At 66.4% G+C, this 24857-nt stretch carries 22 protein-coding genes, 1 tRNA gene and 3 pseudogenes; 3 read left to right on the top strand and 23 right to left on the bottom strand.

What is annotated here, in order from left to right; genetic code table 11:
- Positions 1–149: 149 nt before the first annotated feature.
- The 22 genes and pseudogenes from GJ633_RS03640 to GJ633_RS03535 form a co-directional block, all read right to left on the bottom strand.
- Positions 150–1196 carry a hypothetical protein gene (locus GJ633_RS03640; protein ID WP_156587268.1) on the bottom strand — a complete coding sequence of 349 codons (1047 nt, stop codon included), beginning with the start codon at positions 1194–1196 and terminating at the stop codon, positions 150–152.
- A 111-nt stretch (positions 1197–1307) separates the two neighbouring features.
- On the bottom strand, positions 1308–2741 hold the full coding sequence (locus GJ633_RS03635) for a lipopolysaccharide biosynthesis protein (RefSeq protein WP_197431218.1): 1434 nt from the start codon (positions 2739–2741) through the stop codon (positions 1308–1310).
- A gap of 553 nt (positions 2742–3294) precedes the next feature.
- Complete coding sequence (locus GJ633_RS03630) at positions 3295–3630, bottom strand: DUF5615 family PIN-like protein (RefSeq protein WP_156587264.1); 336 nt, start codon at positions 3628–3630, stop codon at positions 3295–3297.
- Positions 3631–3636: 6 nt separating this feature from the next.
- On the bottom strand, positions 3637–3930 hold the full coding sequence (locus tag GJ633_RS03625) for a DUF433 domain-containing protein (RefSeq protein WP_156587262.1): 294 nt from the start codon (positions 3928–3930) through the stop codon (positions 3637–3639).
- 65 nt (positions 3931–3995) lie between these two features.
- The gene (locus GJ633_RS17605; RefSeq protein WP_231741223.1) at positions 3996–4475 is read right to left on the bottom strand and encodes a hypothetical protein; all 480 of its coding nucleotides are present in this window, start codon (positions 4473–4475) and stop codon (positions 3996–3998) included.
- Complete coding sequence (locus GJ633_RS03615; protein WP_156587260.1) at positions 4465–4809, bottom strand: hypothetical protein; 345 nt, start codon at positions 4807–4809, stop codon at positions 4465–4467. The genes GJ633_RS17605 and GJ633_RS03615 overlap by 11 nt, the downstream gene beginning before the upstream one ends.
- A gap of 85 nt (positions 4810–4894) precedes the next feature.
- A tRNA-Pro gene (locus GJ633_RS03610) sits at positions 4895–4967 on the bottom strand.
- A 50-nt stretch (positions 4968–5017) separates the two neighbouring features.
- A pseudogene (locus GJ633_RS03605) lies at positions 5018–5436 on the bottom strand (CHY zinc finger protein).
- Between the two features lie 18 nt (positions 5437–5454).
- On the bottom strand, positions 5455–6069 hold the full coding sequence (gene trmY, locus GJ633_RS03600) for a tRNA (pseudouridine(54)-N(1))-methyltransferase TrmY (protein ID WP_156587256.1): 615 nt from the start codon (positions 6067–6069) through the stop codon (positions 5455–5457).
- Between the two features lie 293 nt (positions 6070–6362).
- Complete coding sequence (pyrF, locus tag GJ633_RS03595) at positions 6363–7205, bottom strand: orotidine-5'-phosphate decarboxylase (RefSeq protein WP_156587254.1); 843 nt, start codon at positions 7203–7205, stop codon at positions 6363–6365.
- Between the two features lie 115 nt (positions 7206–7320).
- Positions 7321–8271 carry a hypothetical protein gene (locus GJ633_RS03590; RefSeq protein WP_156587252.1) on the bottom strand — a complete coding sequence of 317 codons (951 nt, stop codon included), beginning with the start codon at positions 8269–8271 and terminating at the stop codon, positions 7321–7323.
- A gap of 59 nt (positions 8272–8330) precedes the next feature.
- The gene (locus tag GJ633_RS03585; RefSeq protein ID WP_156587250.1) at positions 8331–9173 is read right to left on the bottom strand and encodes a translation initiation factor eIF-2B; all 843 of its coding nucleotides are present in this window, start codon (positions 9171–9173) and stop codon (positions 8331–8333) included.
- A 93-nt stretch (positions 9174–9266) separates the two neighbouring features.
- Positions 9267–10469, bottom strand: a complete 1203-nt coding sequence (locus tag GJ633_RS03580; protein WP_321168891.1) for a DUF418 domain-containing protein — start codon at positions 10467–10469, stop codon at positions 9267–9269.
- 91 nt (positions 10470–10560) lie between these two features.
- Positions 10561–10932 carry a hypothetical protein gene (locus GJ633_RS03575; RefSeq protein ID WP_156587247.1) on the bottom strand — a complete coding sequence of 124 codons (372 nt, stop codon included), beginning with the start codon at positions 10930–10932 and terminating at the stop codon, positions 10561–10563.
- Between the two features lie 750 nt (positions 10933–11682).
- Positions 11683–11862 (bottom strand): HalOD1 output domain-containing protein, encoded by a 180-nt coding sequence (locus GJ633_RS18435; RefSeq protein WP_394351120.1) that lies wholly within the window; start codon positions 11860–11862, stop codon positions 11683–11685.
- 1095 nt (positions 11863–12957) lie between these two features.
- Positions 12958–13502 (bottom strand): annotated as a pseudogene (locus GJ633_RS03565) (hypothetical protein).
- A gap of 95 nt (positions 13503–13597) precedes the next feature.
- On the bottom strand, positions 13598–14662 hold the full coding sequence (locus GJ633_RS03560) for a Gfo/Idh/MocA family protein (RefSeq protein ID WP_156587244.1): 1065 nt from the start codon (positions 14660–14662) through the stop codon (positions 13598–13600).
- Between the two features lie 121 nt (positions 14663–14783).
- Entirely contained in the window at positions 14784–16637 is a 1854-nt protein-coding gene (locus tag GJ633_RS03555) for a DEAD/DEAH box helicase (protein ID WP_156587242.1), read from the bottom strand.
- Between the two features lie 92 nt (positions 16638–16729).
- Positions 16730–17449 carry a hypothetical protein gene (locus tag GJ633_RS03550; protein ID WP_231741222.1) on the bottom strand — a complete coding sequence of 240 codons (720 nt, stop codon included), beginning with the start codon at positions 17447–17449 and terminating at the stop codon, positions 16730–16732.
- 73 nt (positions 17450–17522) lie between these two features.
- Positions 17523–18491, bottom strand: coding sequence for an aldo/keto reductase (locus GJ633_RS03545; RefSeq protein ID WP_156587240.1), 969 nt, complete (start codon positions 18489–18491; stop codon positions 17523–17525).
- A gap of 265 nt (positions 18492–18756) precedes the next feature.
- Entirely contained in the window at positions 18757–19809 is a 1053-nt protein-coding gene (trmB, locus tag GJ633_RS03540) for an HTH-type sugar sensing transcriptional regulator TrmB (RefSeq protein WP_156587238.1), read from the bottom strand.
- Positions 19810–19980: 171 nt separating this feature from the next.
- Positions 19981–20721: a proteasome assembly chaperone family protein gene (locus tag GJ633_RS03535; protein ID WP_156587235.1), complete on the bottom strand. Its 741-nt coding sequence runs from the start codon at positions 20719–20721 to the stop codon at positions 19981–19983.
- A gap of 109 nt (positions 20722–20830) precedes the next feature.
- Here GJ633_RS03535 and GJ633_RS03530 point away from each other — a divergent pair, with 109 nt between their 5' ends.
- The 3 genes from GJ633_RS03530 (at position 20831) to GJ633_RS03520 (ending at position 24228) form a co-directional block, all read left to right on the top strand.
- Positions 20831–21949, top strand: a complete 1119-nt coding sequence (locus GJ633_RS03530; RefSeq protein ID WP_156587232.1) for a mechanosensitive ion channel family protein — start codon at positions 20831–20833, stop codon at positions 21947–21949.
- Positions 21950–21976: 27 nt separating this feature from the next.
- The gene (locus GJ633_RS03525) at positions 21977–23590 is read left to right on the top strand and encodes an MATE family efflux transporter (RefSeq protein ID WP_321168890.1); all 1614 of its coding nucleotides are present in this window, start codon (positions 21977–21979) and stop codon (positions 23588–23590) included.
- A gap of 179 nt (positions 23591–23769) precedes the next feature.
- Entirely contained in the window at positions 23770–24228 is a 459-nt protein-coding gene (locus GJ633_RS03520) for a hypothetical protein (protein WP_156587219.1), read from the top strand.
- A gap of 175 nt (positions 24229–24403) precedes the next feature.
- On the opposite strand, the pseudogene GJ633_RS18190 reads toward GJ633_RS03520, so the two are convergent.
- Positions 24404–24629, bottom strand: a pseudogene (locus GJ633_RS18190) (flagella cluster protein).
- Between the last annotated feature and the right edge of the window lie 228 nt (positions 24630–24857).

The following is a 24857-nucleotide window of genomic DNA, read 5'->3' as shown; positions in this document are numbered from 1 at the left end:
CGCCGCCAGCGACTCCCTCGCGCGCGTTCGCGCCCGCTGGGCGCTCACCGGCGCGCCACCGCACGACAGATCGAACGTCTCGTCGCCTGTACTGAGCGAATCCTGTGCAGGCGTGTGAACCCTTCTATGACACCATGCCTCTCGGGAAACTAGTGCTTACGTCCGGTCCTGACGGGAGTATCCGATGATATCGGAAGGCCAATTCGGTCAGATCGGGGCTGGTCAATCGTCCGTTCGGGTTGGATCCCCCTCTCCGGGAGCGGCCGTTGCCTCGCCTCGTCTGTCCGTCCCTCAGTCACGTTCAGATCGTCCACGACGTCCGTCATATCCGGGTGATCGAGGTGTCTCCTGGCGCGATCGCTCAGCTCCGACTTCGACGACGCGTTCGCGATCTCGTCCCGGAGCTGCTGCCACTTCTCGTGGCGGACGACGACGCAGACGGGGATCTCGGCCACGTCGAGGTGCTGGGCGAACCAGATCCGATGGCGGCCGTTGTGCTGGAGGATCTCGCCGTCACGACCGATGTCGACCTGAATGTCGGCCATCCAGTCGAAGAGTGTGAGATCGTCCGTCTCGTAGAAGAACATCGACTCGTTCGCGACGGGCAGGAACCGTTCGACCGGTGAGTCGTACGACGGCTCGGCCGCCTCCTCGAAGGGGACGCCGTGTATCTCTCGAACGGAACGATAGCCGTTGTCCCGGATGCTGCGGTACACCGCGTCGAGGTCGTCGACCCACTCCCAGACCTCCTCGCCGGTGGCCAACCGCCACCGTCTGTTCCCGGCGGCGACCTCCTGGACGAGCGCCACGTCTTCCCACGCGTTCCCGTCGACGTATCTCGATTCGAGCGCCTCCCAGATCTCGTCGAACTTGTCGGCCAGTCGTGGCGGATCGACGTCCCAGTTGCCCGCTCGAACGGCACCGAACTTCCGGAAACAGAAGCGCGTCTCCCAGGGGGATTTCCGTCGGATTCTCGCGGGGTCAACGTATCGCAGTTCACGGGGGTCGGCCGCGGCGTCTATTCCCCGCTGATTTCGCCAGACGGTGTACTCGAACCACTGTCTATCGGTCAGGAGAGCCCGTTCGAGACCGAATAGGAGATATTCGAGGTGATATGAGGCCCACTGTCTCGCGGCCGGTAATAGGCGTTCGAATCCACCCTCACGGAAATGGTCCATCGCACGGAGGAGTACCATATACTCGTCCGTTCATCTATAACGTGTTAATTAGGTAGACATTTCTCCCGTCGACGCCGAGTAGGCGGATACTATCCGACGGACGATCGGCTTCCGTCGTGACCGGGGACCTCAGAAGCTCCGTTTGAACTGACCGAGGAACGCCTGGAGCCCGATCTCGTACCGCCACTCGACCGCGAGCAAGAACAGCCCGTAGATCACGACGCCGGTGAGAACCGTGGCGACGAACGAAACCCCCTCCCCGAAAGCCGCGGTGACGGTCCGCCGGACGGCGAGCGCACAGCCCCCCATGAGCAGACTCCCCGCGAGCGGAACCCCCACGACCGCGACGAGCGAGCGCAGGTCGTCGCCGATCAGCCGGAGCACCAACACCGTCGCGATCGGGATCCCGACCGTGCTCGTCAACAGGACCGAAAGCGACGTCCCGACGAGCCCGAACGCCTGCGTCAGCGGGTAGATCGTGATGACCATGAGAGACAGCCGGATCGCGTGGATCTTCGCGGTGTAGTCGGGTTTGCCGAGCGCTCTGAAAAGCGGTGACGCACAGGTTCGGACGGAGCGCAGGACACCGAACACCGCGAGGACCTGCATCGGCGCGACCATCGCCTCCCACCCGTCGCCGAGGAACGTCGGAACGAAGACGGGAGCGACGACGACGATCCCGATTCCCATCGGTACCGAAACGAGCGAGGAGAACTGGAGGACACGATGGAACCCCTCCTGGAGGGCGGCTTCGTCGTCCTGGATCTTCGAGTAGGCCGGCATCGAGACCCTCGAGATGGTGTGAGCGATCTCGGTCGCCGGCGCGTTCGACAGCCGATAGGCGACCTGGTACAGCCCGAGGCTTCCGGAACCGAGGAGGCGTCCGACGAAGATGTCGTCACCTTCGCTGTAGAAGAAGGAGATCGCCGACGAGCCGAATATCCACTTCCCGTAGTCTATCAGTTCCATGGCGCGCTCGCGGTCGAACCGCGGCCATGGGCGGTAGTCATGGACGAGGTACGAGACCACCAGCTGGACGAAGTTTCCGACGACCGCACCGGCGACGAGCGCCCACACGGTCGGATTGACGAGGGCGTACCCGATCGACACGACGAACCGCGTGAAGGAACCGCTGAACGACATGACGAACTCCTTGTGGAACTTCAGGTTCTTTTCGAAGTAGACAGTCCCCGGATTGTAGAGCGCCTGAAACACCGTCAGGAGGGCGATAACCCGCAGGATCGGCGTCGCACGCGGTTCGGAAAAGAAGGCCGCGATGAGGGGCGCGCTGAGGAACGCGATCCCGGCGATGGCCGCCCCGCGAAGGATCTGGAGCGTGAACACGGTGTCGAGATACGGATCGACGTTCTCCTCGTGTCGCTGGATGAGGGCCGTATCGAAGCCGAGCCGCGAGAACTGCTGGAGCGCGGTGAGCGTGAGCGTCGCGATCCCGTACAGCCCGAAGTCGGCCGGCGAGAGGATGCGGGCTAGTACCACGAGCAACACGATCTGGAGGATCTGGCCGCTGGCGTTGGTGAACGCCGTCCAGAGTCCGCCGATCATCGTGCGTGACGTGAGACTTCCGGACGGGGAGAGGGTTCGTTTGAGAAGACGGAGGAGCCGTTTCATCGGCCGAAACGGTCGCGTTCGGACCTCGCTCGAACGGTTGCTGCGGAGCAGATCGCTACGGACACCGCCGAGACGAGAGACGACATCGGGGAAAGACAGCCTATCATATCGACACGTCTCATTGGGGTGACGACGTTTGCTTTAGTATGCTCTCCTTATCGGTCGGATCGAGCGGAGCACGTCGTGATCGTGGGTCGCGATCGTAACGGACCGGCACGGTGTACAAATTAGAACTGGTCCCGCGGCGCCGACTCAGTCGCCAGCCAGTGCGCGCCGATCAGGTCGGTCTCGATCTCCTGGTTAGTCAGCCCGTACAGTTCGTAGACGATCTCGTCGATTTGTCTCTCTGTTCGATCTTAGCATCGAATTCCTCGGCGCGCTCCTTCATCCGCAGGTAGTTCTCCAGGACATCGGCCACGTGGTCGACGGACGAGGATAAGAATCGGTCGGCAGTCACGAAACAGCCGCGGACGTTCTCACTATCGATCTACTTCCACTCAGACAGGTTCGTCACCGGTGGCAAATCCCTGGGATCAGGAATCCACGTGATCAACTCGTCAACGCGGTCCGCGATCTCGTAGGTGTCCATCGTGTCGTCTCCGTAGTACACGACCGGAATCGATCCACGCTTCTCGGGGTCAAGAAAATCCGAGTCGTGCGTCAACACCGTGTACCCTTGCTCACGAGCTGTCGCGGCGATAGTTTCGTCGTCGACACCCTCTTCGAGGACATCGTGAACGTGTTCAGCCGCGTATCCCTTCCCTCGAAGCGATTCAGCGACTCGCGGACTCGTGTTTTCGTCGACGAGAATCCGATACTCCATCCGGGGCTACGTGCGCTCTCGTTTGATCTCGGCGAGCGTCTTTGCACCATCGTCTCGGGCCTGCTGCTCGCGCTCAGCTCGCTCCCGCTCGGCCTCACGCATCTCATCCGGATGGCTGTGGTAGTACTGAAGGGCACCGTAGACGTCGGCGACGTCGAGGTCTAGCTGCTCGGCTACCTCCTCGACAGGGCGTCCTGCCTCCTCGACGAGCCCTTGGATCCGCCGGACCGTCACGCGTCGTCCCTCGATATGCGGCTCCGCGTGGAGATCCGTCACGATCCGGATGGATGACTGCGCCATACAGCCTCCAGTAGGAACCGACGGGATGTTAAAACATCGCCTCAACAAGAGTGATGGTTCAAACGCTATTGGTCGCTCCACTCGTCTTCGATCTGGTCAAGCCAATCCCGCGCCTCGTCGACGCGAGCGAGCGCTCTCCTCACCTCGACGATCTGTTCACTCTGGTCGGCTCGCTCGTTCCGGTCTTTTCGGCGGTCTGCACCCAGTTCCGGGTACGATTCAGCGTCGAGATCTGCGATCTCCCGTCGGCTTTTCCAGGCGTTGTCGAGCTGGAAGATCTCCAGCACCGTGTCGAACTCCTCGCCGGGAACCTGGTAGTGCCCGTCCGCGTCGTAGATCATCCCGAATCGTGGTCGGCCGTGGTCGTAGCCGTGTTCCTTCCGACGCTCGATCGCCCGCCATGACTTATCCGTCGCCGGCGCCGCCTGCGCTCGCCGCCAGCTCGTCGACATCGTCCAATCGCTCGGGAAGCGTAGCCGCTCCGGCTCACCGAGGCGGTTCGCAATCTTCTCGCGGTGCTCCTCAACGGAGGTCTCAACGCTCATGGCGGCGACACCTCTTCACGAAGTTGCCGACGCCACCCGCGTGTCTGTCCTCGGTGTGCTGGCAGATCGCGTCGTGAACCGCCTTCTCTCCGCACCGTATCTTCGAGATCCACTCGTTTTCGTCGAACCGCGTGTTCACCGAGTAGTACCGAACATCGCCGTCGACTTCCTCTCGCTTGTAGCCGCTCCAGCCGGCGGTGTCCTGCCAGAGGCGCAGCTCGCCATCGGCATTGAACAGCTCCGAGATCTTTAGCTCGCGGCGCTCTCTGACGGCCTCCACCGCGTTCCCGTCGGCGTCGAGATCAACGTCGATCTGCCGCTTGACGCTGCTCATGACGCCACCTCCTGACGTCACCTCCTGACGCGGCGCGAGAGCGTCGCTAAGTGTAAGAAAAAGGTGGAAAAGGATATGTATCCTATGGGCCGGCACGAATTTGAATCGTGGTTACGGCCACCCGAAGGCCGAAGGATACCAAGCTACCCCACCGGCCCGCACGAGAAAGAAGGCCGTTGGGTCTTTTAACGCTTCCGAAACCGTGGGATCACCGCTCGAAGTACCGGTCGCGGTGCGCCCGACAGCCGGGGTTGAACGCGGCGCCGCAGTGCGGGCAGGCGTCGTCGCCGTCGAGGTACGCGCGGGCCGTCAGCGTCTCGCCACAGACGCCACAGAGGACTGCCGGCTCGTCGAACCGGTCGCGCGGCCACGGGTCGGGCTCGTGGTCGGCGACGGCCAAGTGACACGCGAAACACGGGGCGTACGACTCACAGCAGCCGAACCGGAGCGCTACGACGTCGACCGGGGCGTCCCAGTGGGCACACCGCGTCTCGGGGTCGATGTCGACGCCCCGGAGCGGGACGTCGAACCTGTCGTCGGTGGCGGGCGCGTCGTGGTCCGCCGTTCGGGTGAACTCGGCGTGCGGTCGGCCGGATCCGGTTCGTCGTCGGTGGAGTTCGAGGTCATCGTCGGACGCGGTGGGAGTCAGTACGACGCGTACCCGTCCGTGTCGAGCCAGTTGTGCACGACGGCGATCGTGTCGTCGGCGTGGAGGCGTTTCGGTCCGACGCGCACGCGCCGATCCGACTCGTCGGCGAGCAGGGCCGCCTCCGCCGCGGTGAAGTCCCGGTGGTCGGAGAGCACGAACACCGGATCCGCGGGTGGATCAACGCCGACGAGCGGTTCGCCCGCCTCGTGGAGCTGGACGAGGGCGGGATCGGTCGCCGCCCGCCGCCCGTCGACGAGGCGGTCCAGGGTCACCGACAGTCCCATCCGACGGAGTTCGACGCCGGGCGAGACGTCCGCGGGCTCGTGGCCGATGGCGTCGTCCCGGGCGGCGAGCGCGTCTCGGACGCGCGCGGCGACGTTGCGCTCGTCGGGGTGGAGGTGCCGGAGTCGGTCCGCGTCGAAGGTGACGGTGAGCTCGTCGGCGACGACGAGGTGGACGCGGACCGCCTCGCGGATCCCGTGTGAGAGGAACACGCCGGTCGAGACGCACCGGCAGAGGAGGTCGAGCCGTCCCGCGCCGGGGATGTCCGACAGCGAGACGGCGTCCGGATCGGTGGGCACGTCGTGGCCGACGACGACGAACTGGCGCATACGCCAGCGTCGTTCCCGACTTCCATAAGCCGTCCGCCCCCGACGCTAAGGGGACGCCCGACGAAGGACCTCCATGAGCGTCACGGGAGTCTGTCAGATCTGCGAGGCGGCACCGGCGCGACACGGCTGTCCCCGCTGTGGTCGAGCCGTCTGCGTCGACCACTGGGCTGACTCGACGGGGGCCTGCACCGCGTGCGTCCGTGGGCGAGAGTGAGCGTGATCACGTCGGGAAGGCCGTGTCTATCGGGACGAGAGAGACGGGAACGGGGTCCGCGCGTCCGGGTCCAGAACCGTCATCGGTGTCGGTTCAGCCGTCGCTTGAGCCGCTTCGCCGCGTCGCCGGCGGCCGCGAAGTACGTCGCCTCGTCGTCGGGACGGCTCGACTCCTCGCCGGCGAAGATGATCCCCCGCGAGGAGTTGACGAGCCCGACGTCGACGCTGGCTCCGGGCACCGCCGCGAGGCCGTGCTCGACAGCCGCCTCGGCGTCGCCGCCCTGCGCACCGACGCCGGGGACGAGGAAGGGGATCTCCGGGACGATGTCGCGGACCTCGGCCAGCTCCGCCGGGGCGGTCGCGCCCACCACGAGCCCGACGTTGCCGTCGGCGTTCCAGCCGTCCGCCAGCGCCGCGACGCGCTCGTAGACGGGCTCGCCGGTGGCGAGTTCGAGGTCCTGGAGGTCGCTTCCACCCGGGTTCGAGGTGCGACACAGCACGAACACCCCCCTCTCGGTGCGGTCGAGGAACGGCTGGAGCGAGTCGCGACCGAGGTACGGGTTCACGGTGATGGCGTCGACGCCGATCCCGTCGTCGTCGAGCGCCTCGGCGTACTGCCGCGTGGTGTTGCCGATATCGGCGCGCTTGGCGTCGAGGAGGACGGGGACGTCCTTGCCGTGCGCGTACGCGACCGTCTCTGCTAACGCGTGCCACCCGTCGACATCCTCGTAGAACGCCGCGTTCGGCTTGTAACAGGCGGCGTGCTCGTGGGTCGCGTCGATAACGCGGCGGTTGAACGCCCACCGCGGGAGGTCGGCGTCCGCAAGGAACGCGGGAATCCGGTCCGGGTCGGGATCGAGACCGACCGAGACGACGCTGTCCGTCGTCTCGATCCGGTCCGCGAGCGTCTCGAAGAACTCCATACCCGCCCGCAGTTCGGCGGGCGCTAAACGTTTTGTCTTCGTGGTGGAGGACGCGCGCCGCCACGCACGGATCGCTCGTCCCGCCGCGGACCCGATCAGCCCGCCGTCGGACCGCTCACCCGGGGTCGACGATCCCCTGTGCCACCCGGTCGCGGTCGTCGCGGAGTCGGTCCGCGAGGTCGGTGATCTGCGCCAGCACGGGGTACTGCGGTCCGTCGAGCGAGCCGTAGAGATAGCGATAGAAGTCCGTGTCGTCCTCGCCAGTCGCGGGACTGTCGGCGGTCAACGGCGGGTTCCGGAGCGTCTGCTGCCGGTCGGCCGCCGCCGCGTCGCACTCGTCTTCGAGTTCGTCGAGGCGGTTCCAGACGTCTATCGAGGCGTCGGTCCGGTGGCGGCCGTCTATCCCCTCCAGGTGCGCGAGCAGCCGCCGCCGCTGCCTGTCGATCCTCGACAGACGTGACTCCGCGTCCGAGAGGGCGTCAAGCTCGGCGTCGATCCCGTCGGCCAGCGACTCGCGGGCGGCCGCGGCGTGGCGGCTCCGGTCGACGAGCGCGGTCTGGGCCGCCGCCGAGAGCGTCCGGTTCGTCGCCAGCGATGTCGCCGTATCGGTACCGAGCTCCGCAGAGAGGCTCTCTGCGACGGTTTCGTCGTATTCCTCCCCGTAGTGCGACAGCGACATCACCGTGTCGCGGTACGCCCGCAACACCCGCTGGAGGGTGACGTCGGTTCCGCTGCCGCTTTTGACCTGGTGGACGCTGGCGACCGGACCCTCGGTCGCCGTCGCGTCCGTCGGGGCGGGGTCGAACGCGGCGACCCGGTCGGCGAACCGCTCGAACGCGTCGCGCTCGTCGAGGACCCGCCGGCGCTCGCGCTCGCAGGCGGTCCGTGCGTCGCGGACGTACGCGAACGCGATCAGGGCCGCGATACCGGCCACGACGGCCGCGGTGGCAACGCCCGGCTCCGTCAGCAGATCGCCGAGCGTACAAGAGAGACTCGTGCACTCGGGCGCCGCGGGCTCCGCGCTGGGAACCCGGAACGCGGTGGTGGACCCTGTTCGAACGCTCATTACGTGTTGATAACACGGTACACCCACAAAGCGTTTGTGTCCGTCCGGGGTGCGAGCGACTACTCGCGGACGCCGTCGTCGGTGATCACGGTGTCGATCATGCCGACGGGCGTCGCGTCGTAGCTCGGATTCTCGATCTCGACGCCCTCGACCGGCTCGCGCATCACCTCGACGGCGTCGCGGAACTCGTTTTCGAACCGGAACTCCTCTATCGTCTTCGCGCCGGAGCCGACCGCGATCACGGGGACGCCGAGGTTCCGGGCGGTGACGACGATCGGGAAGGTCCCGATCCGGTTGTAGTAGGTGCCGCCGGTGATGCAGGTGATCCCGAGGACGACGCGGTCGCAGTCGCGGAGGGCGTACCCCATCGCGCTGTCGACGACCATCCGGGTCTCCACGCGCGACATCCCGGCGAGCACGCGGGCCGTCTTCCGCCCGAGAGTGCGCGGACGCGCCTCCGTGACGTACACCGTGAGGTGGGCGCCGTCGCGCGCGGCGTTCTCGATCGACTCCAGGACGGTCGTCGAGTAGTCGTGGACGAGCAGGGTGTCGCCGTCCTCGATGCGTTCGGCCGCGTTGGCGGCCGCCTCGCCCTTCGCGGTCTCGATGTCGTCGACGACGCGGGCTATCACGTCCTCTAAGAGCTGCTTGGCCCCCTCGACGCTCGTCGTCTCGCCGACGACGGAACGCTCGACGTCTCGCATCGCGTTGTGGAGCGCGGCGTGCGAGGGGTTCGAGCGTCGTAACACGCCGGCGTTGTGTTCGAGGTCGCGCTCGAACTCGTCGACGGCCACGTACTCCCGGTCGAGAAGCTCCGCGAGCGACCGCGTCGCCTTCACGGCTACCGCCGACGTGCTGTGGGTCTGCATCGCCCGGATCTCGGCGACGGTCTCGTCGATCATGGTCGAACGGAAGGGGGCCCAATTAAAAGGGATTCCGGGGATACGACGGCGGTGGGCGGGTGACGGGGCGGGCGAGGGGACACCCGGTTCCGGTCACTCCGAGGTTCGCATCGGCTGTCGCTCCCCGTAGGTGAGCGTGCGCCAGACCCACTCGACGGGGCCGAACCGGTAGCGGCGCAGCCAGAGCACCGAGAGGACGACCTGCACCGCCCAGATCGCGACGACGATCCCGTACTGCTCGACGCGGCTCACGGAGCCGAAAAGCCCCAGCCCGTGGCCGTAGAAGATGGTGGTCGCGATCACGGTCTGGAGGAGGTAGTTCGTGAACGCGGTCCGACCGACCGCCGCGAACGCGCGCGTCACGGGCCCGTCCGGCCGTCGACGCGCGTACAGCGTGACGATCCCGAGGTAGCCGCCGGCGACGAGCAGGCTCCCCCAGTAGTTGAACTGCCGCCAGAACAGCGCGGCGTCGGCGCTCCAGTCGTTGGCCTCGATGTAGGCCACGCCGGCGACCACGATCGCGACGCCGACGACGCCGCCCGCGACGAGCCAGCGGTACACCCGCGTGGATCGCTCGCCGGTCAGCACGCCCCACCGATACAGCGCCATCCCGAGCAGCATGACGCCGCCGACCCGCCAGAACGTCGAGCCGATGAAGCCGGTCGTCTGCCGCTGGAACGAAGAGGGGATCCGGTGGTCCATCTGTGCGAGCCAGCCGCCGCGGTAGGTCGCGACCTCCTGTCGGAGCGCGGCCTCCGCGGGCGCCCACTGGCCCGCGATCGCCTCGCCGCCGACCGTGACCGCGACGGATAGCTCCAGCGCGGGGACGAAACACAGGAAGATCCCGCCGAGGACGGCCAGCCGCTTCGCCTCCATGTCCCGCACGTGGATCAGGAACAGCCCGCAGAGCCCGTAGGCGACCAAGATGTCGCCGTACCACAGGAGGTACGCGTGCAACAGCCCGATCGCGATGAGCACCGCGGTCCGTCGGTAGTGGAGCCGAACCGCCGGCTGGCCCTTCCCGCGTTTGCTCTCGACGAACAGCAGGACGCCGGCGCCGAACAGCGCCGAGAACAGCGTGATGAACTTCGACTGGGCGAACACGTGTCCGAGGAACCACGTCCAGTAGTTCGCGCCGGTGAAATCCCCGTACACGGTGGGGTTCAGGAGCGTCGCCTCCGGCATCGCGAACACCCAGACGTTGATGACGAGGATGCCGAGCAGGGCGAACCCCCGGAGCGCGTCGAGGCTGACGATGCGTTCGGAGGGCGGCGTCGGGCCGGCGTCGTGTGTCACGGGTCGTCTCTCGAAACGGGACGCACGACCGAATAGGTTCGGATGACGCTGTTGAAATTGTTACCAAATGGCTCGGTTGGTCTGATTGCGGTCAAGACAGATGACCGAAGTACCAGTCGTCGTCGTACTGAACGAGTAACACGACGCTATCGTCGCGTGCCGAGAGTCGTTCGCGGAGATCGCTGAACGGCTCCGAATACGGTCGACACTCGGCGTACGTGCCGTCGATCGCCTGGTCCACGATGTCCCGCTGTTGGGTCGTAAGGGAGTCGAGAACGACGCCGCGGTTGTCGCCGATATACGCTTTGAACCCGTCCGGTGACGTAGCGACGCGTTCAGTCGAGACGGTCGTGCTCGTGATTACGACCGTCCGTTGCTCCTCGAAGGTCAATCGTAACAGCGTCTCGTCCCATTCCAGATACTGTGTGGTCCCATCCGGGACGAACACGGACTGGTCCCGCATCTCGGCCTGTTCGTATGCAAAGGTGACCGAGAACGACGTGTAATGTGGTGCGTGAAGGAGCCCCGGATTCCCTATCGCACTGCGGAGCGACTCGCGATCGTGAGCAGGTAATTCCGTAAACGAACGGGCTGTCACGCCGTCCGAGAGCGCGGATTCATCGACGTCGATCTCGGCCGAGTATTCGTAACCGGTCGTCTGTGTTCCGTCGTGATCGGTCGTTTCGATACGGTAGTAGCGCGCTTCAGGTCCTGTGACGACGAAGTCCGTCCGGGGATCCGGATCGTAGTATGCCCGGGAGGTGGATTCTCCAGTATCCGCATCGAGTGCGTCGGTAACGGCGACTTGCGTGGCGTGAGACAACCCGTCGAGCGGCGTGCTAAACTCGTTGGAGATACCGGTCGCCGTTGCCGTATCCAGTGAAACGGTTCCCTCGTTCGAGTTCGAACAGGAGTCCGACCGTGAGAACCGCGTGAGACACCCAGCGGCGGTTGTAATGCCGATACCTCCGATCACCTGAAGCGCTCGCCGCCGAGTGGTATCGTTTGGAGGGCAGTTCATATCGAACGGTTGGCCGCTCCAGTGATATATACCGGGATGAACGTCCCCTCGATCCGTTCGTTACTGGTGTTCAATTCAGGCGAGTGAACTACCGATCTGCGGTGCGGTGGCGTCGTCGCCCGCGGAGCCGCCGACGAGACTGGAGGAAGCGAACGACGTGAGCGACTTCGTCCTCGTGTGGACGAATGGGCATTACGGCAGCGTCTGACGGTTGAGTTTTCCGTCAATAAAGACCTGTACGTCCTGAGTGACCGTGATCTGATGATCGACGAACTGAAATGTCACTTGGCAGTCGCCCGCTGTGTCCTGTTCGGCCAATTTGATCAATATTTCTGGATCGATGTAGTCGTGAAGCGGGGGCATTTCTGTCATCTCAACCCCGTCAACCGCGGCAACGGCTTCGACGACTTTGGTAACGGGATCTGAACTACCCATTCTCAGTCACCTCCCCGATAACGACACACTCCTCACGCAATCTTCCCGGATGGTCGTCAGTCGACTCGGTCATCTTGCTAATCACAAGTGCTGGCTCATCGAAGTGAGAGCCCCGCCGAACAGAGAACGGCTCACTCTCCCAGTGTATGTATCCCGCCTCAGCGAGTTTGGGAAGGTGATGATGACGCAACTGAAGGGATAAATTCCCGGACTCAGTTGAGCGATCCGGTGCTCGTGCGGCATCAGGCAACGGGAGTCGCTCCCCTTCTGGTTCCTTCATCAACGAGAAGATGATCATCCGACGTGGTTGGGAGGCAAGTGCCTCATACAACTGATCCCATGATTCAGTTGTGTTATCGTTCGTTTTTCTCCCGGTAGTCATCCCGTAGATGGCTCTTCGCCAACCGCATAAAAGATAGTGATGAATCGCCGAGGTTTTTCGTGGGTGAGCGGTCCGTTTCGGACGTTCACCGTCAGTCTCCACCTCTATCGGTGACGTACTGCAGACGCGCAGAGGGTGTCATAGAATGCTTCTCCCGTCGAGTTATTTCATCGGGAAACAGAGGTATCAGCTATCAGATCATGTGTGGGTGTGTGGCACCGCTACCGATAGGATTCTATTCCGAATTTGAGTGTGCATTATGAATGAACCTGTCACGGCGTGTTCAGTTCAGTATCTATGAATCCCTCCTGATTATGCTCGGATTCGCTATTGCCGCTCAGGTATCGTCACCAGACCCCTACACTCAGGTGATAGCGACGCTACTAATCCTCGTGGTGACACTCCCACTCTCGTATTGGTTGGCCTACAGACGGACCTAACCGATACGCGCATCTTCTGTACTGAGCGACTCCTGTGCAGGTGTGTGAACTCTTCTATGACGCCCTGTACGCGCTGTGTGTTCAGCAGGGTCGTCAGCCCGTCATCGGGGGAGAGTCCCAACAGCGCAAGCGACGAGAAACAGCGTTTCTCGTTCCACCAGAACGCCCTGCGTTCTGGAGACACCAACGAACAGCCCAGAACGAACGGCGTCAGTCCGATCGCGGGTCGCGATAGCTGATGACGGCGACGTCGTCGATGAACAGGACGCCCTTCATGAAGTCGAGCTTGGTCAGGCTGTGCCGGTAGAGGTTATGTCGCCCGAGATAGTTCACCGGCACCACCAGACAGCCGAACTCGATCTTCGGCCGGCCGTCCTTCTGGGTGCGGTACCCCTTCTGGAACTTGAGCAGGTCGTCGCTGACGTTCTTCCGCTCGCTCTTCTCGACCTCGACGGCGATGCGGGTGTGGGCGTCGTAGAGGTCGACGCTGTAATTAAACCCCAGATGCGACCAGAGCTTACAGTTCGGATTGTAGCCGCCGGCGCGTCCCCTTCGTACTCGTACTGGGGGAGACCGTCGGCGATCGCGGCATCGAACGCGTCGATCTCGGTGTGTTTCGTCGAACCGTCGAAGACGCTGGCCGGGACGGCCTCGACGGCCGCCCGAATCGACGCCAATGCGTCATCAGGGAACGTCTCGGACGAGGTTTGGGTGCGGCGCGCGCTCAGTGTGGTGACCTCCTCGACGACGACCATACTGGCTCTCGACGAGCGGAGGTCGGATAAATCCCGTCGCGACAAACGGTCGGGGCTACCGGAGCGCTCGTCGGGCGGGCGACGATGACCGTCGTTCAGTCGAGTCGCACCGCCTCGCCGCGCTCGGAGGACCGGTAGATCGCGTCGATAACGCGCTGTACACGGAGCGCCTCGTCGATCGTGTTGATCGCCGGGGGCTCGCCGGCGGCGACCGCCTCAAGGAAGGCCGCCTGCTCGGCGGCGTGGCTGTCGCCCTCCCGCGTTTCGACGGACGTGTCCGAGAGGTGGTGACCGCCGCCGACCCCGGCCTCGTGGATCGTGAGGGCGTCGCTGCCGCGGTCGAAGGTCGCCCCCGCCTCGGTGCCGCGGACCACGAACTCGTCGGTCGTCGGGCGGTTCGTCGCCCACGCGACTTCCAGGGAGACCGTGTTGCCGTCGGCGTCGCGGATGAACGCCGACGCGGAGTCCTCGACGTCGAAGCCGTCGCCTCCGTTGTCGTCGCCCCACATGTGGACGAACGCGTAGTCGTCGCGGCCGCCGAACTCGGAGCGCGTCTCGCCGGAGACCTCGACGATCTCGGGGTGGTCGAGGAAGTAGAGCGCGAGGTCGATGGCGTGGACGCCGATGTCGATGAGCGCGCCGCCGCCGGCGACCTCGTTCGAGGTGAACCACGATCCGCGACCGGGGACGCCGCGCCGGCGGACGTAGTTCGCCTCCACGTGGGTCGTCTCGCCGAACCGTCCCTCGTCCTGGTAGTGTTTGATCACCTGCACCGGCTCCGCGAACCGGTTGTTGAACCCGACCATGCAGAACCCCTCGGCCTCGCGGGCGGCCTCGACGATCCGCTCCGCGCTCTCGAGGGTGTGCGCGAGCGGCTTCTCCAAGAGCACGTCGAGGCCGGCGTCGAGCGCCGAGAGCGCGTACTCCTCGTGGAATCGGTTCGGCGTCGTGATCAGGACCGCGTCGCACGTCTCGTAGAGGTCCTCCTCGTCCTCGTAGGTGGGCACATCGAACTCCTCGTGGAACCGCGCTCGCGCGTCGGCGTCGATGTCCATCCCGCCGACGAGAGTCTCCTCCCGATCGACGAGCTTCCCGGCGTGGTGGGTGCCGATGCCGCCGAGACCGACGATCCCGACGGCGACGTCGTTCGCGTTTGGCATGTGTCGCGGTTCACAACGGATGTTGTTAAGGTTCACGTTCCGATCGGTCACGGCGTCGGGCGGTTCCGACGTCGGAGCGGTGACTCTACGACGTCTGTCACTCCGCGACCTGTGACGTCTGTCACTCCGCGACGTTCGTCTCGCGCACCCGAACGCCCTTGCGCGCGAGGTGGCGCATCTGTCGCTGGGCGAACTCCTCCTCGCTCGATCCGCGGGTCGCGAGCACGTAGACGAGTGCGGAGCCGGAGGGCCGCATCGTCCGTCCGGCGCGCTGTGAGCCCTGTCGGCGGGAGCCGCCGAGGCCGCTCGCGACGATCGCCAGCTCGGCGTTCGGGAGGTCGATGCCCTCGTCGCCGACGCGGGAGACGACGAGGACGGCGAGGTCGTCGCCGTCGGAGTCGGTCCGGAACCGTCGGAACAGCTCCCGGCGTTCGTGGTGGGGGGTCTCGCCGCTGACGAACGGGACGTCCAGCGCGTCGGCGATCGCCTCGCCCTGGTCGAGGTACTCGACGAAGACGAGCGCCTTCTTGTCGCGGTGGGCGGCGAGCAGGTACCGGATCTCCTCGATCTTCGCGGGGTTCTCGGCGGCGACCCGGCGGCGCTCGCGGCCGTCGGCAGCGGCGTACTCGCTCTGCGCCAACTCGTCGCGCCAGGGGACGTACCGGATCTCCACTTCCGGCTCCTGGACGAAGCCCGCCTCGAAGAGGGCGTCCCAGTCCGCGCCGATAGGTTGCCCGATCAGGGTGTAGATCTCCTCTTCGCTGCCGGTCTCGCTGACGGGGGTCGCCGAGAGCCCGAGCCGGTGTTTGCTCTGGAGCTCGGCCGACCGCGAGAACACCGGCGCCGTGATGTGGTGTGCCTCGTCGAAACAGATCAGCCCCCACTTTCGGGAGTCGAACAGGCTCCGGTGGCGGTCCATCCCGGCGATCTGGTAGGTCGCGATCGTGACCGGCCGTATCTCCTTCGTCCCGCCGTGGTACACGCCGACGTCGGCGGGGTCGATCGTCGAGTGGTCGAGCAGCTCCGTGCGCCACTGGTCGGCCAGTTCGCGAGAGGGGACGAGGATGAGGGTCTCGCCGCCGACGGCCGCGATCGTCGCGATAGCGGCGACGGTCTTGCCGGACCCCGGCGGGCCGACGTACACGCCTGACTTGCGTTCGAGGAACGTCTCGACCCACGTCTCTTGATAGTCCCTGAGGTCGGTCGTGAGCGCGACGTCGACGGGGTCGCCGGTCTCCAGGTCGCGGTCGTCCTCGACCGGGTAGCTGGCGTCGTAGAGTGCGCGCTTCACCGCGGCGACGGCGTCCGCGTTCACCCACGCCTCCGTCTCCGAGATGGGCGCGCGGAGGTGGTCCTCGTCGAGGTGCTGGTCGGCGACGTTGCCCATCAGGTTCTCGTTCGCGGCCGCCAGCACGACGTAGCCGTCCTCGTGAGTGTACAGTCTGAAGCGGTGCGCGCGGCGCCACTGGTCGCGGATCCAGTCTTCGAGGTGCTCGTAGCGTCTGGGGAGGACCGACCGGAGGCTCGCGATCAGGGCGTCGGCGTCGTCGAACGGCGCGGCCCAGACGTCCTCCTGACGGATCCGATAGAGGTACCCGCGGGTGCCGGGCTCCGTGCCCGTGGTGTCGACGAGGTGCGCGAACTGCGAGAGCCCCGCCCGGGTGTACTGGGTCGGCCGGTCGACGACGATCTCGCGGCGCTTCGGGAAGACGACGACGCGTTCGCGGGTCGCCAGCGCGCCCCAGTCGCTCGGGTAGAAGACGACCGGGTCGGTCTCGACGTCGAGCCGGTCGACGTCGCCACGGTCGACGAGTGCGGCCAGCGCATCGCGGGCGGCCGCCTGCGTGGTCCCGAGCCGCCGCGCGACCTCGCTCGCGGTCGCGACGGGACGCTCCTCGGCTTCGAGCGCCTCGTGGAATCGTTCGAGCGAGAGGTCGTCTGCCGCCGCTCCTGGCGATCCGGTGTCGTCTGCCATCGGCACCGCTTCGGCCGGCACGCAGAAAGGAGTAGCGTCCCGGGACGACCACCGCGGCTGGCCGCCCTGGCGAACGGGGGCATCGCCGCCCGTTACCGTCCCGGCGACCGACCGCTACACCGACGGGAAGTGATCGCCTCCTTCGAGCGGAAGCGGCAGCCGCAGGCGGAACACCGGACGAACGGGTCGCCGGGGGCGGTCGTCAGGCGGTGCTCGCCGACCGCGAAGGGACGGCTCACGTCGCGCGGCCGTATCTGGTCCGGGATCGGCGTGGTCGCCGACTCGCTGAGGGCGGCGCGCACGGAGATGGTGTCGACGTCGACCGCGTCCCACCGGGGAGCGCTGAGGGCCGCCTCGCGGTCGGCGACCTCGGTCCAGCCGGTGACGACGACCGGCGACTCCGTCTCCGTGTCGCTCACGACGACGACGAAGCGGATCCCCGCCTCGACGAGCGCGAACCGCCAGCCGTCGGTGCGGTTCCAACGGAGCTGCCCGCGACGGATCGCGTCGCTCACGGTGCGCGTCGAGACGTACCGCCCCGGCTGTTGGAGTCGGTCACGGAAGTGGTCAGTAAGCGCGTACAGCCCGGGATCGCGAACCGGCGGGTCCGTCGCGGTTCGCCTCGTGGGGGGCCGGTCCGACGACCGGTCGGCCGTCCCCGGTTCTCGGATCCGCGGTTCGACGGAAGGGACGCCGCGGTCGGCGGGTCGGCGACGCGGTGTCGCCGGAGTGGTCGTCGTCGCGGTCCGACGCTCCGTCGATCCGGGCTCGGACGCCTCGTCGGCTCCCGGCCCGCCCTGTCGGGATGCCACTGAGTATCGGTATAGAGCGCGATCTTAAGTGTGTTACGCCGGCACAGGACGGCGACCTCTCGCTCGCGAGCGCTCACTCGTGGCCGGAGACGCGGACCGGCTCGTAGGGCTCCTCGAGCCACTCGACGTCGGACGCCGAGAGGTCGACGTCGAGCGCCTCGACAGCGTCTTCGAGGTGTTCGACGCTGGAGGTGCCGACGATCGGCGCGTCGACGACGTCCTTCCCGGCGACCCAGCGGAGCGCGATCTGGGCCATCTTCACGCCCTTCTCGTCGGCCAGCTCCTGGACTCGGCGGTTGATCGCCTCGCCGCCGCCCTCCCGGTAGGGGCGGCCGAGTTCGGTCTCGTGTTCCCCGCGGGTCGTGGCGTCGTCCCGCTCGTAGGGGCGCGTCAGGTATCCCGCACCGAGGGGACTCCAGGGAATCAGTCCGACGTCTTCTCGCGCGCACAGCGGGAGCATCTCGCGCTCCTCTTCGCGGTACGCGAGGTTGTAGAGGTTCTGCATGGTGACGAAGCGCTCATAGCCCTCGCGTTCGCTCACGTGGAGCGCGTCCGCGAACTGGTGAGCCCACATCGAGGAGGCGCCGACGTACCGCACCTGCCCGCGACGGACCGCGTCGTCCAGGGTACTCAGCGTCTCTTCGATCGGCGTGTCGTAATCCCATCGATGGATCTGGTAGAGGTCGACCGTGTCCATCCCGAGGCGGTCGAGGCTGTTCGACAGCTCCTGTTCGATCGCCTTCCGCGAGAGACCGGACACGTTGGGATTCGACTCGTCCATCTCGCCGTACACCTTCGTGGCGACGACGAACCGATCCCGGTCGTACTCCCCGAGGGCGTCACCGAGGATGGTCTCGCTCTCGCCGTTCGAGTAGACGTTCGCGGTGTCGAAGAACGTGATTCCGAGTTCGATCGCGCGCTCGATCAGTTCGCGTCCCTCCTCCGCGTCGAGCATCCAGTCGTGGCCGCTCCCGACGCTCATACAGCCGAGCGCGAGCCGGCTCACGGTCGCGCCCGTGCCGCCGAGCGTGGTGTACTCCATACGGATCGACCGCGGGGGCGGCGTATAAATCCGGTTCGTCGCCGGGGCGCTCGTCCCCGTCCGCGGAACCGCCCCGCCTCGCACCTCCCCAGCCTCGGCGCCGACGCCGGCGCGGAACCGCACCACCCCGCGCCGGCGTCGACACCTCCCTCGCGCTCGGCGTCGCGGGCGCAGTCGCCCGCTCGCCGGAGCGCGCCCGCCTCGAATGTGTCGGTCTCGAATGTGTCGGTCTCGAATGTGTCGGCCCCCGATTGTGTCGGCCGTCTCAGAGTTCCGGTGGTCCGTCGCGGCCGATCACGATCTCCTGGCCCTCGACATCCTCGAGGGCAGCGACGCGCCCGCCGATCTCGACGCGGGAGTCGTCGGTCTCGACCACGAGCGAGGCCACCTCCTCGGTGTCCTCGAACGTGACGTCGACGACTCGACCCCGGACGGTCACCGCTTCGCCGGTCTCGATGTCGCGCCCCTCGACCGCGGCGTAGAACTCGTCGCCGTCGAACTCACGGAGGTCCTTGACTGCGCGTCGGATCGACGCGTAACGCCGGGGAAACGGTCGCTCGGCGCCGTCCGTCGCGAGCGTCTCCGCGGTGGTCCACAGCACGGTTCCGAAGAATCCGGAGACGAGGAACCCGAGCGCGGAGCGGTTGAAGATGACACCGTATCGCTCGCGGTCGTCGCGGAGCGCGTCCTGGGTGGCGTACACGGAGTACTCTCCGTCGCCGACCGCGAGGATCGGGGTGGTGATTCCGCGGCGCGCGCGGGCGATCGTCGCCACCTCCTCGTAGTCGAACTCCGTCGGCGCGGGCGCGCGTGCTGCCGGCGTGACGAGCAGTTCCACGCTCACGCCCGCGGCCACCTGCTCGGCGAGGTCGTCGCGGAACCGTCGCAGGAGGTTCGGCGTGAGCGAGAGGGCCAGCTCGTACTCCGCGCCGGTGATGACCTCCTCGAGGTAGCGGATGATCGTCGACCGGGACTTCACGAGCGACACCGCCTCGGTCTCGCGGGTCGGGGCGGTGTACCGGGCCTCCAGCTCGTCGACCATCGCCGCGAACGACGACCGGAGGCCACCGAAGGCGTCCTCGGGGTCGACGGCGACGATCTTCATCGGCCGCGACTCGCGGAGCTCGACGAGCCCGCGGTCCGAGAGGCTCCGTACCGTGTCGTACACCCGGGGTTGCGGGATGTCCGTCCGGTCGGCGATGTCGCTCGCGGTCAGTTCTCCGTGCTCTAACACCGCAAGGTACGCGTCGATCTCGTACTCGCCGAGGTTGAACTGGTCCCCGACGCGATCGAGCGTGCTGCGGAGATCGTCGGCCATACAGGCGGTAGTGTATCCCCTGATATAGGTTTTTACTATGACTCGAGTTGCACGTGGTTATAGAGACGACTCCCTCGCGGTCGTGCCGAGACGGTACCGGTCGTGCCGAGACGGTACCGGTCGTGCCGAGACGGGGCCGATCGCTCGGCCGATCAGATGTCGTTCGAAACCTCACATGTACATCCGGTCGTAGGTCCCGTCCGGTTCGCGCTCGTCGATGCGTTCGGCGAGGTCCTCGTAGTGGCGGCGGATCTCGGCCGCGAACGACGCGAGCGGCTCCGAGTCGACTCCGAGGTCGTAGGTCGACTCGACCGTGTCCACCAGCCGCACCGCGGCCTCGACGTCCGGCGCCTGCGCGTGGACCGGCGTGACGAACACGCCGACGCCGAGCGGCGAGTCGATCCCCCGTTCGAGCAGCGAGGCGTTGGTGCCGTCGAGGAATCCGGCCTCCATCGGCGGAACGCTCCCGTCGTCGAGTCGGGCCGCCCGGTAGTCGTCGGTGGCGACGTAGAACGTCTGGTGCGCGTCGGGACCGTGCGGGACCGGCACCCCGGCCAGCACCGCGATCTCCGAGACGGCGACCGCGTCGGTCCAGTCGAGGATCGCCGCGGCGAGCCGATCGCCGAGGACGGGCGGGACGAACTGCTCCGCGACGAGCACGGTGACGTCGACGTCGGCGCCCCCGTACAGCCGGATCGGGTGTCGCGGAATTCCCTTCTCGAACGGCGTGATCGACGGGATTCCGTTGGTTCGGACGTGGCCGCGCGCCTCCAGGCCGAGGTTGTCGACCAGGTAGTCCACGGCGGTCAGCCCGGCGAGTCCGAACGAGGAGAACCCGGCGATGAGTGTCTTGCTCGGCTCGGAGTCGTGCGTGACACTGAACGTCGGCTCGGGAGACGTTGGATCTGCCATGCCGGCCGTTCGACCGACGGCGTTTTAGTTACTGGGTTGCCCCGTGCTGCGGACGCGGGAACCGTCCCGGGGAGAAACGCTTTTTCGGATGGGCGTCGCCGGATCCGGCATGGCACCGCCCGCAGGTCTCGGCCGAATCACGCACGCGCTCTCGTCGGCCGAGCCGGTTCTGTCCCCGGTCGCGACAGTGCCGTCGCCGGTCAGGAGGGTGCTGTCGCTCGTCACGGAGGCGTTCTCGTCGTTCGCGTCGGTACCCGGCGCCGGGGCGATCCTCGTCGTCGTGGCGGTCGGCGTCGGTATGCTCGTCGCGAAGTTCCTCGCGCGGCTCGTCGCCCGTCCGGTGGCGCGACGCGTCGCCAGACAGAGCGTCGCGCAGACGATCATCCGCGGGATACGCGCCGGGACCGTCGTGGTGGCGTTCTTCGTCGGCCTCCGGCTCGCCGGGTTCCCATTCTCGGACCTGCTCGTCGGGACCGCCGTCTTCTCGGCGGTTATCGGTATCATCCTCGCGCCGATCGTCGGCAACTTCATCAACGGGGTGTTCGTCCTCGCCGACCAGCCGTTCGAGATCGGCGACATGATCCAGCTCGACGACGGCACTATCGGGTTCGTCGAGGACATCACGATCCGCTACACGAAGATATTCACCCTCGACAACACGTTCCTCGTCGTGCCGAACGGGACCGTCAGGGAGCGCGACGTGACGAACTTCTCGGCCGAGGACGAGCGAACGCGGCGGAGCATCGACGTCCTCGTCACCTACGAGAGCGACATCCCGGAGGCGAGACGGCGCATCGAGCGCGCCGCCCGGGACTGCGAGGCGGTGATCGACGGCGGACCGGACATCCGCGTCGGCGTCGCGCGCTACACTGCGAGCCCCGACTGCCGGCTCCACGAGTTCGGCGACGACGGCGTCCTGCTGCGGCTCCGATACTGGGTGAAGAAGCCGTACAAGCTCGGAAAGGTCCAGTCCGACGTCAACACGCGGATCCGCGAGCGGCTCGCGGACACCGACGTCGAGATGGCGTACCCGCACCGCCACCTCGTCTTCGACGAGACCTCGGGGGTCGCGCAGGTGAGTGGACCCGGTGACCGAATCGACGGCGACGGTGCGAACGCGAACCTCGAGTCGTCGGTCGGCGAGGACGACCCGTCTGCCGCAGACGGTGACGGCTCGGACGACGGTGGGACAGATCGGCCGTCGGCGACGCCGGAATCGGAAGGCTGATTGGGTGCGCAGGCCTCCGATCGCCGAGTGAGCGACGAGCCCTCCGACGAGTACGACGAGCCCTCCGACGACCGCGACGGACCCTCCGACGACCGCGACGGACCCTCCGCCGACGAGTACGACGAGCCCTCCGACGACCGAGTCGACGCCGGCTCTATCACCGAGGGGAGCCTGCTCCGGCCGCTGTTCCGGCTCGCGTGGCCGATCGTCGTCATTCAGCTGTTGCAGGTGACGTACAACGTCGTCGACACGCTGTACCTCGGGCGGCTGTCCGCGGAGGCGGTCGGCGCCGTCAGCCTCGCGTTCCCCCTCATCTTCCTGCTCATCGCCGTCGCCGGCGGGTTCACCACCGCGGGGGCGATCCTCGTCGCCCAGTACACGGGCGCCGACGGCGACCGATCCGCCGGGCTCGTCGCCGGCCAGACCATCCTCACCGTCACCGTGCTCTCCGTGCTTATCGGGATCGGTGGATTCCTGTACACGCGGCCCGCGCTCGGCGTGTTGCCGAGCGACCCCGACACGGCGGCGACGGTCGTGCCGCTGGCGGCCGACTACATGGAGGTCATCTTCGCCGGCGTCCCCCTGATGTTCGGGTTCTTCGTCTTCTCGGCGCTGATGCGCGGGTACGGCGACGCCCGGACGCCGATGGCGGTGATGGCCGTCTCGGTGTTCCTGAATGTCCTCCTCGACCCGTTCTTCATCTTCGGGTTCGCCGGCAACCCGCTCGTCGACTGGCTCGCCGCGGTTCCGGTCGTCGCCGGACTCGATCCCGTCGGGCTGGAGGCCGCGCTGTTCGCGGCCACCGGCTTCGCCGGCCTCGGGATCGAGGGCGCGGCGCTCGCGACGATCCTCTCCCGCGGACTCGCGACGGCCGTCGGCGTCTGGGTGCTGTTCGGGACCGAACTCGGTCCCGCGGTGACGCTCGCGCACCTCCGGCCGGACCCCGCATTCATCGGCGACATCTTCCGTCTCGGACTCCCGGCCAGCGTCGAGCAGACGACCAGCGCGCTGGCGATGATAACGCTCACCGCGATAGTCGTCACCTTCTCGCCGCCGGTCGTCGCCGCCTACGGGCTGGGCAACCGGCTCATCTCGCTCGTGTTCCTCCCCGCGATGGGGCTCGGTCGCGCCATCGACACCATGGTCGGGCAGAACCTCGGTGCCGACCGGGCCGACCGCGCCGCGCGGGCGGTCCGGGTCGCCGCGGCGGTCGGCGCGGGCGTGATGCTCGTCGTCGCCGTCGTCGCCGTGGCGTTCACGGAGCCGATCGTCGACGTGTTCCTCGGCGATGTGCCCGACGCGCCGGCGACCGTCTCGCACGCGGTCGAGTACGTCCGGATCCGGTCCGTCGAGTTCGCCTTCATCGGGGTCACGCAGGTGATACTCGGCGCGTTCCGCGGCGCCGGCGACACGAAGACCGCGATGGTGCTCTCCATACTCACCCTGTGGGTCGGCCGGGTCGGCAGCGTGGCGTACCTGGTCTTCGTCGCCGGTTGGGGCGCGACGGGGATCTGGGTCGGAATGGCGGTCGGGAACGTCCTCGGCGCGACCGTCGGCGTCGCGTGGTTCGCACGCGGGACGTGGCGCCGACGGTACATCGACGACCCCGATCCGGCCGTCGGTCCCGCCGGCCACGACTGAGACAGCTCACTGGCGGGGAGACGATCGGTTGGCGTTGGTACGAGGGCGTCATCCAACAGTTCACATACCCGTTCTTCGCTCCGTCGATTCGCCCAATTCAGGGGAGGTCTCCTTTCAGTCGTCTTCGGGTCGCTCAGTGCCGTGAAAAAGAATATAATGCTCTCTCAGTACGAGTCTGTATGTCCTCGACTCGTCGGCAGTTCCTCCTTGCAAGCACGGGCGGACTCGCCGCATTGGCCGGGTGTTCGGGACTTTCCGATCCGCAGCAGTCGCTTCTGATTGCGGTGAACAATTACTCTAGCTCGCGCCACCAGGGCTATCTGTCCGTCGAAAAGGACGGCACAGAGTTGGTCCGTCAGTATCTGGAAGTTGGTGCCGCTAACCCGGACGAATGGACGACGGTAGAGACGGAGGTTGCACTCGGTGAGATGCCTGGAGGTACCAGTCTCAACGTGACGGCTTCATTCGGCGACGATCTGGAAGCAAACGGTCCAATCACGCTGGATTGCTACAACGAGTATACCGGCGACGTGATTTACGTACAGATCGAGAAATCCCTCGACCTCCGATTGAACGAAGCCTGCTACGACGAGTTCCCCTCGGGTGAAGCACGGCAAGGAGGAATCGATCGCTCGTAGCTGGGTGTTGGACGCAGCATTTTTCTAACGACTGACACACCACAACATGGTGAAAATAACACCCCGTGACGCGTTCTCAGACACCCCCGTTGGTACAAAATTCGGGTCTCGTGTGCGTGTGAGCGAGCACAGATGCGGCGCTCGGAGCGTTCCGGATGCACCCTGAGTCAGGCGATCAGTGTCTGAACAGGTGGACCGCTCCCTCGTCACGGAGTAGACAGAACCGCGATCCGTCGTTCTCGGGGAACTGGGCACCCGGTTCGCGGGTCGTGAACAGGCGTTCGAACGGAGCGTCACAGACCGGACACGCGAGATCGCCTCGGTTCTCGAAGAGCCCGGTCGTGCCCGTGTCCCTGAGCTGCTTCCTCGTGTCGGTGGTCGTGGACGTCGAACGCGGCCATACGCCGGGGTCGGAACGGCGGCGTTTGAATCTACTCTCGCGAGTATCAGCGGTGATTCCCGTCTTCCGCTCTCTCGGTGGCGTTCGCTCTCTCGGGTCGTCCGGTCGATCGCAACTTGCGAACTCACGCCTCCGCGTCGGCGAGGAGTCGACGCGCGCGGTCGAGTGGCAGTTGCTCGCCGGTCCGGACGTACGCGCCGAGGGTGTCGGCGGCGTCGACGAGGGCGTC

The organism is Halorubrum sp. CBA1125 (assembly GCF_009742825.1).
Taxonomy (GTDB): domain Archaea; phylum Halobacteriota; class Halobacteria; order Halobacteriales; family Haloferacaceae; genus Halorubrum.
This window is presented reverse-complemented; position numbering and strand designations above follow the sequence as displayed.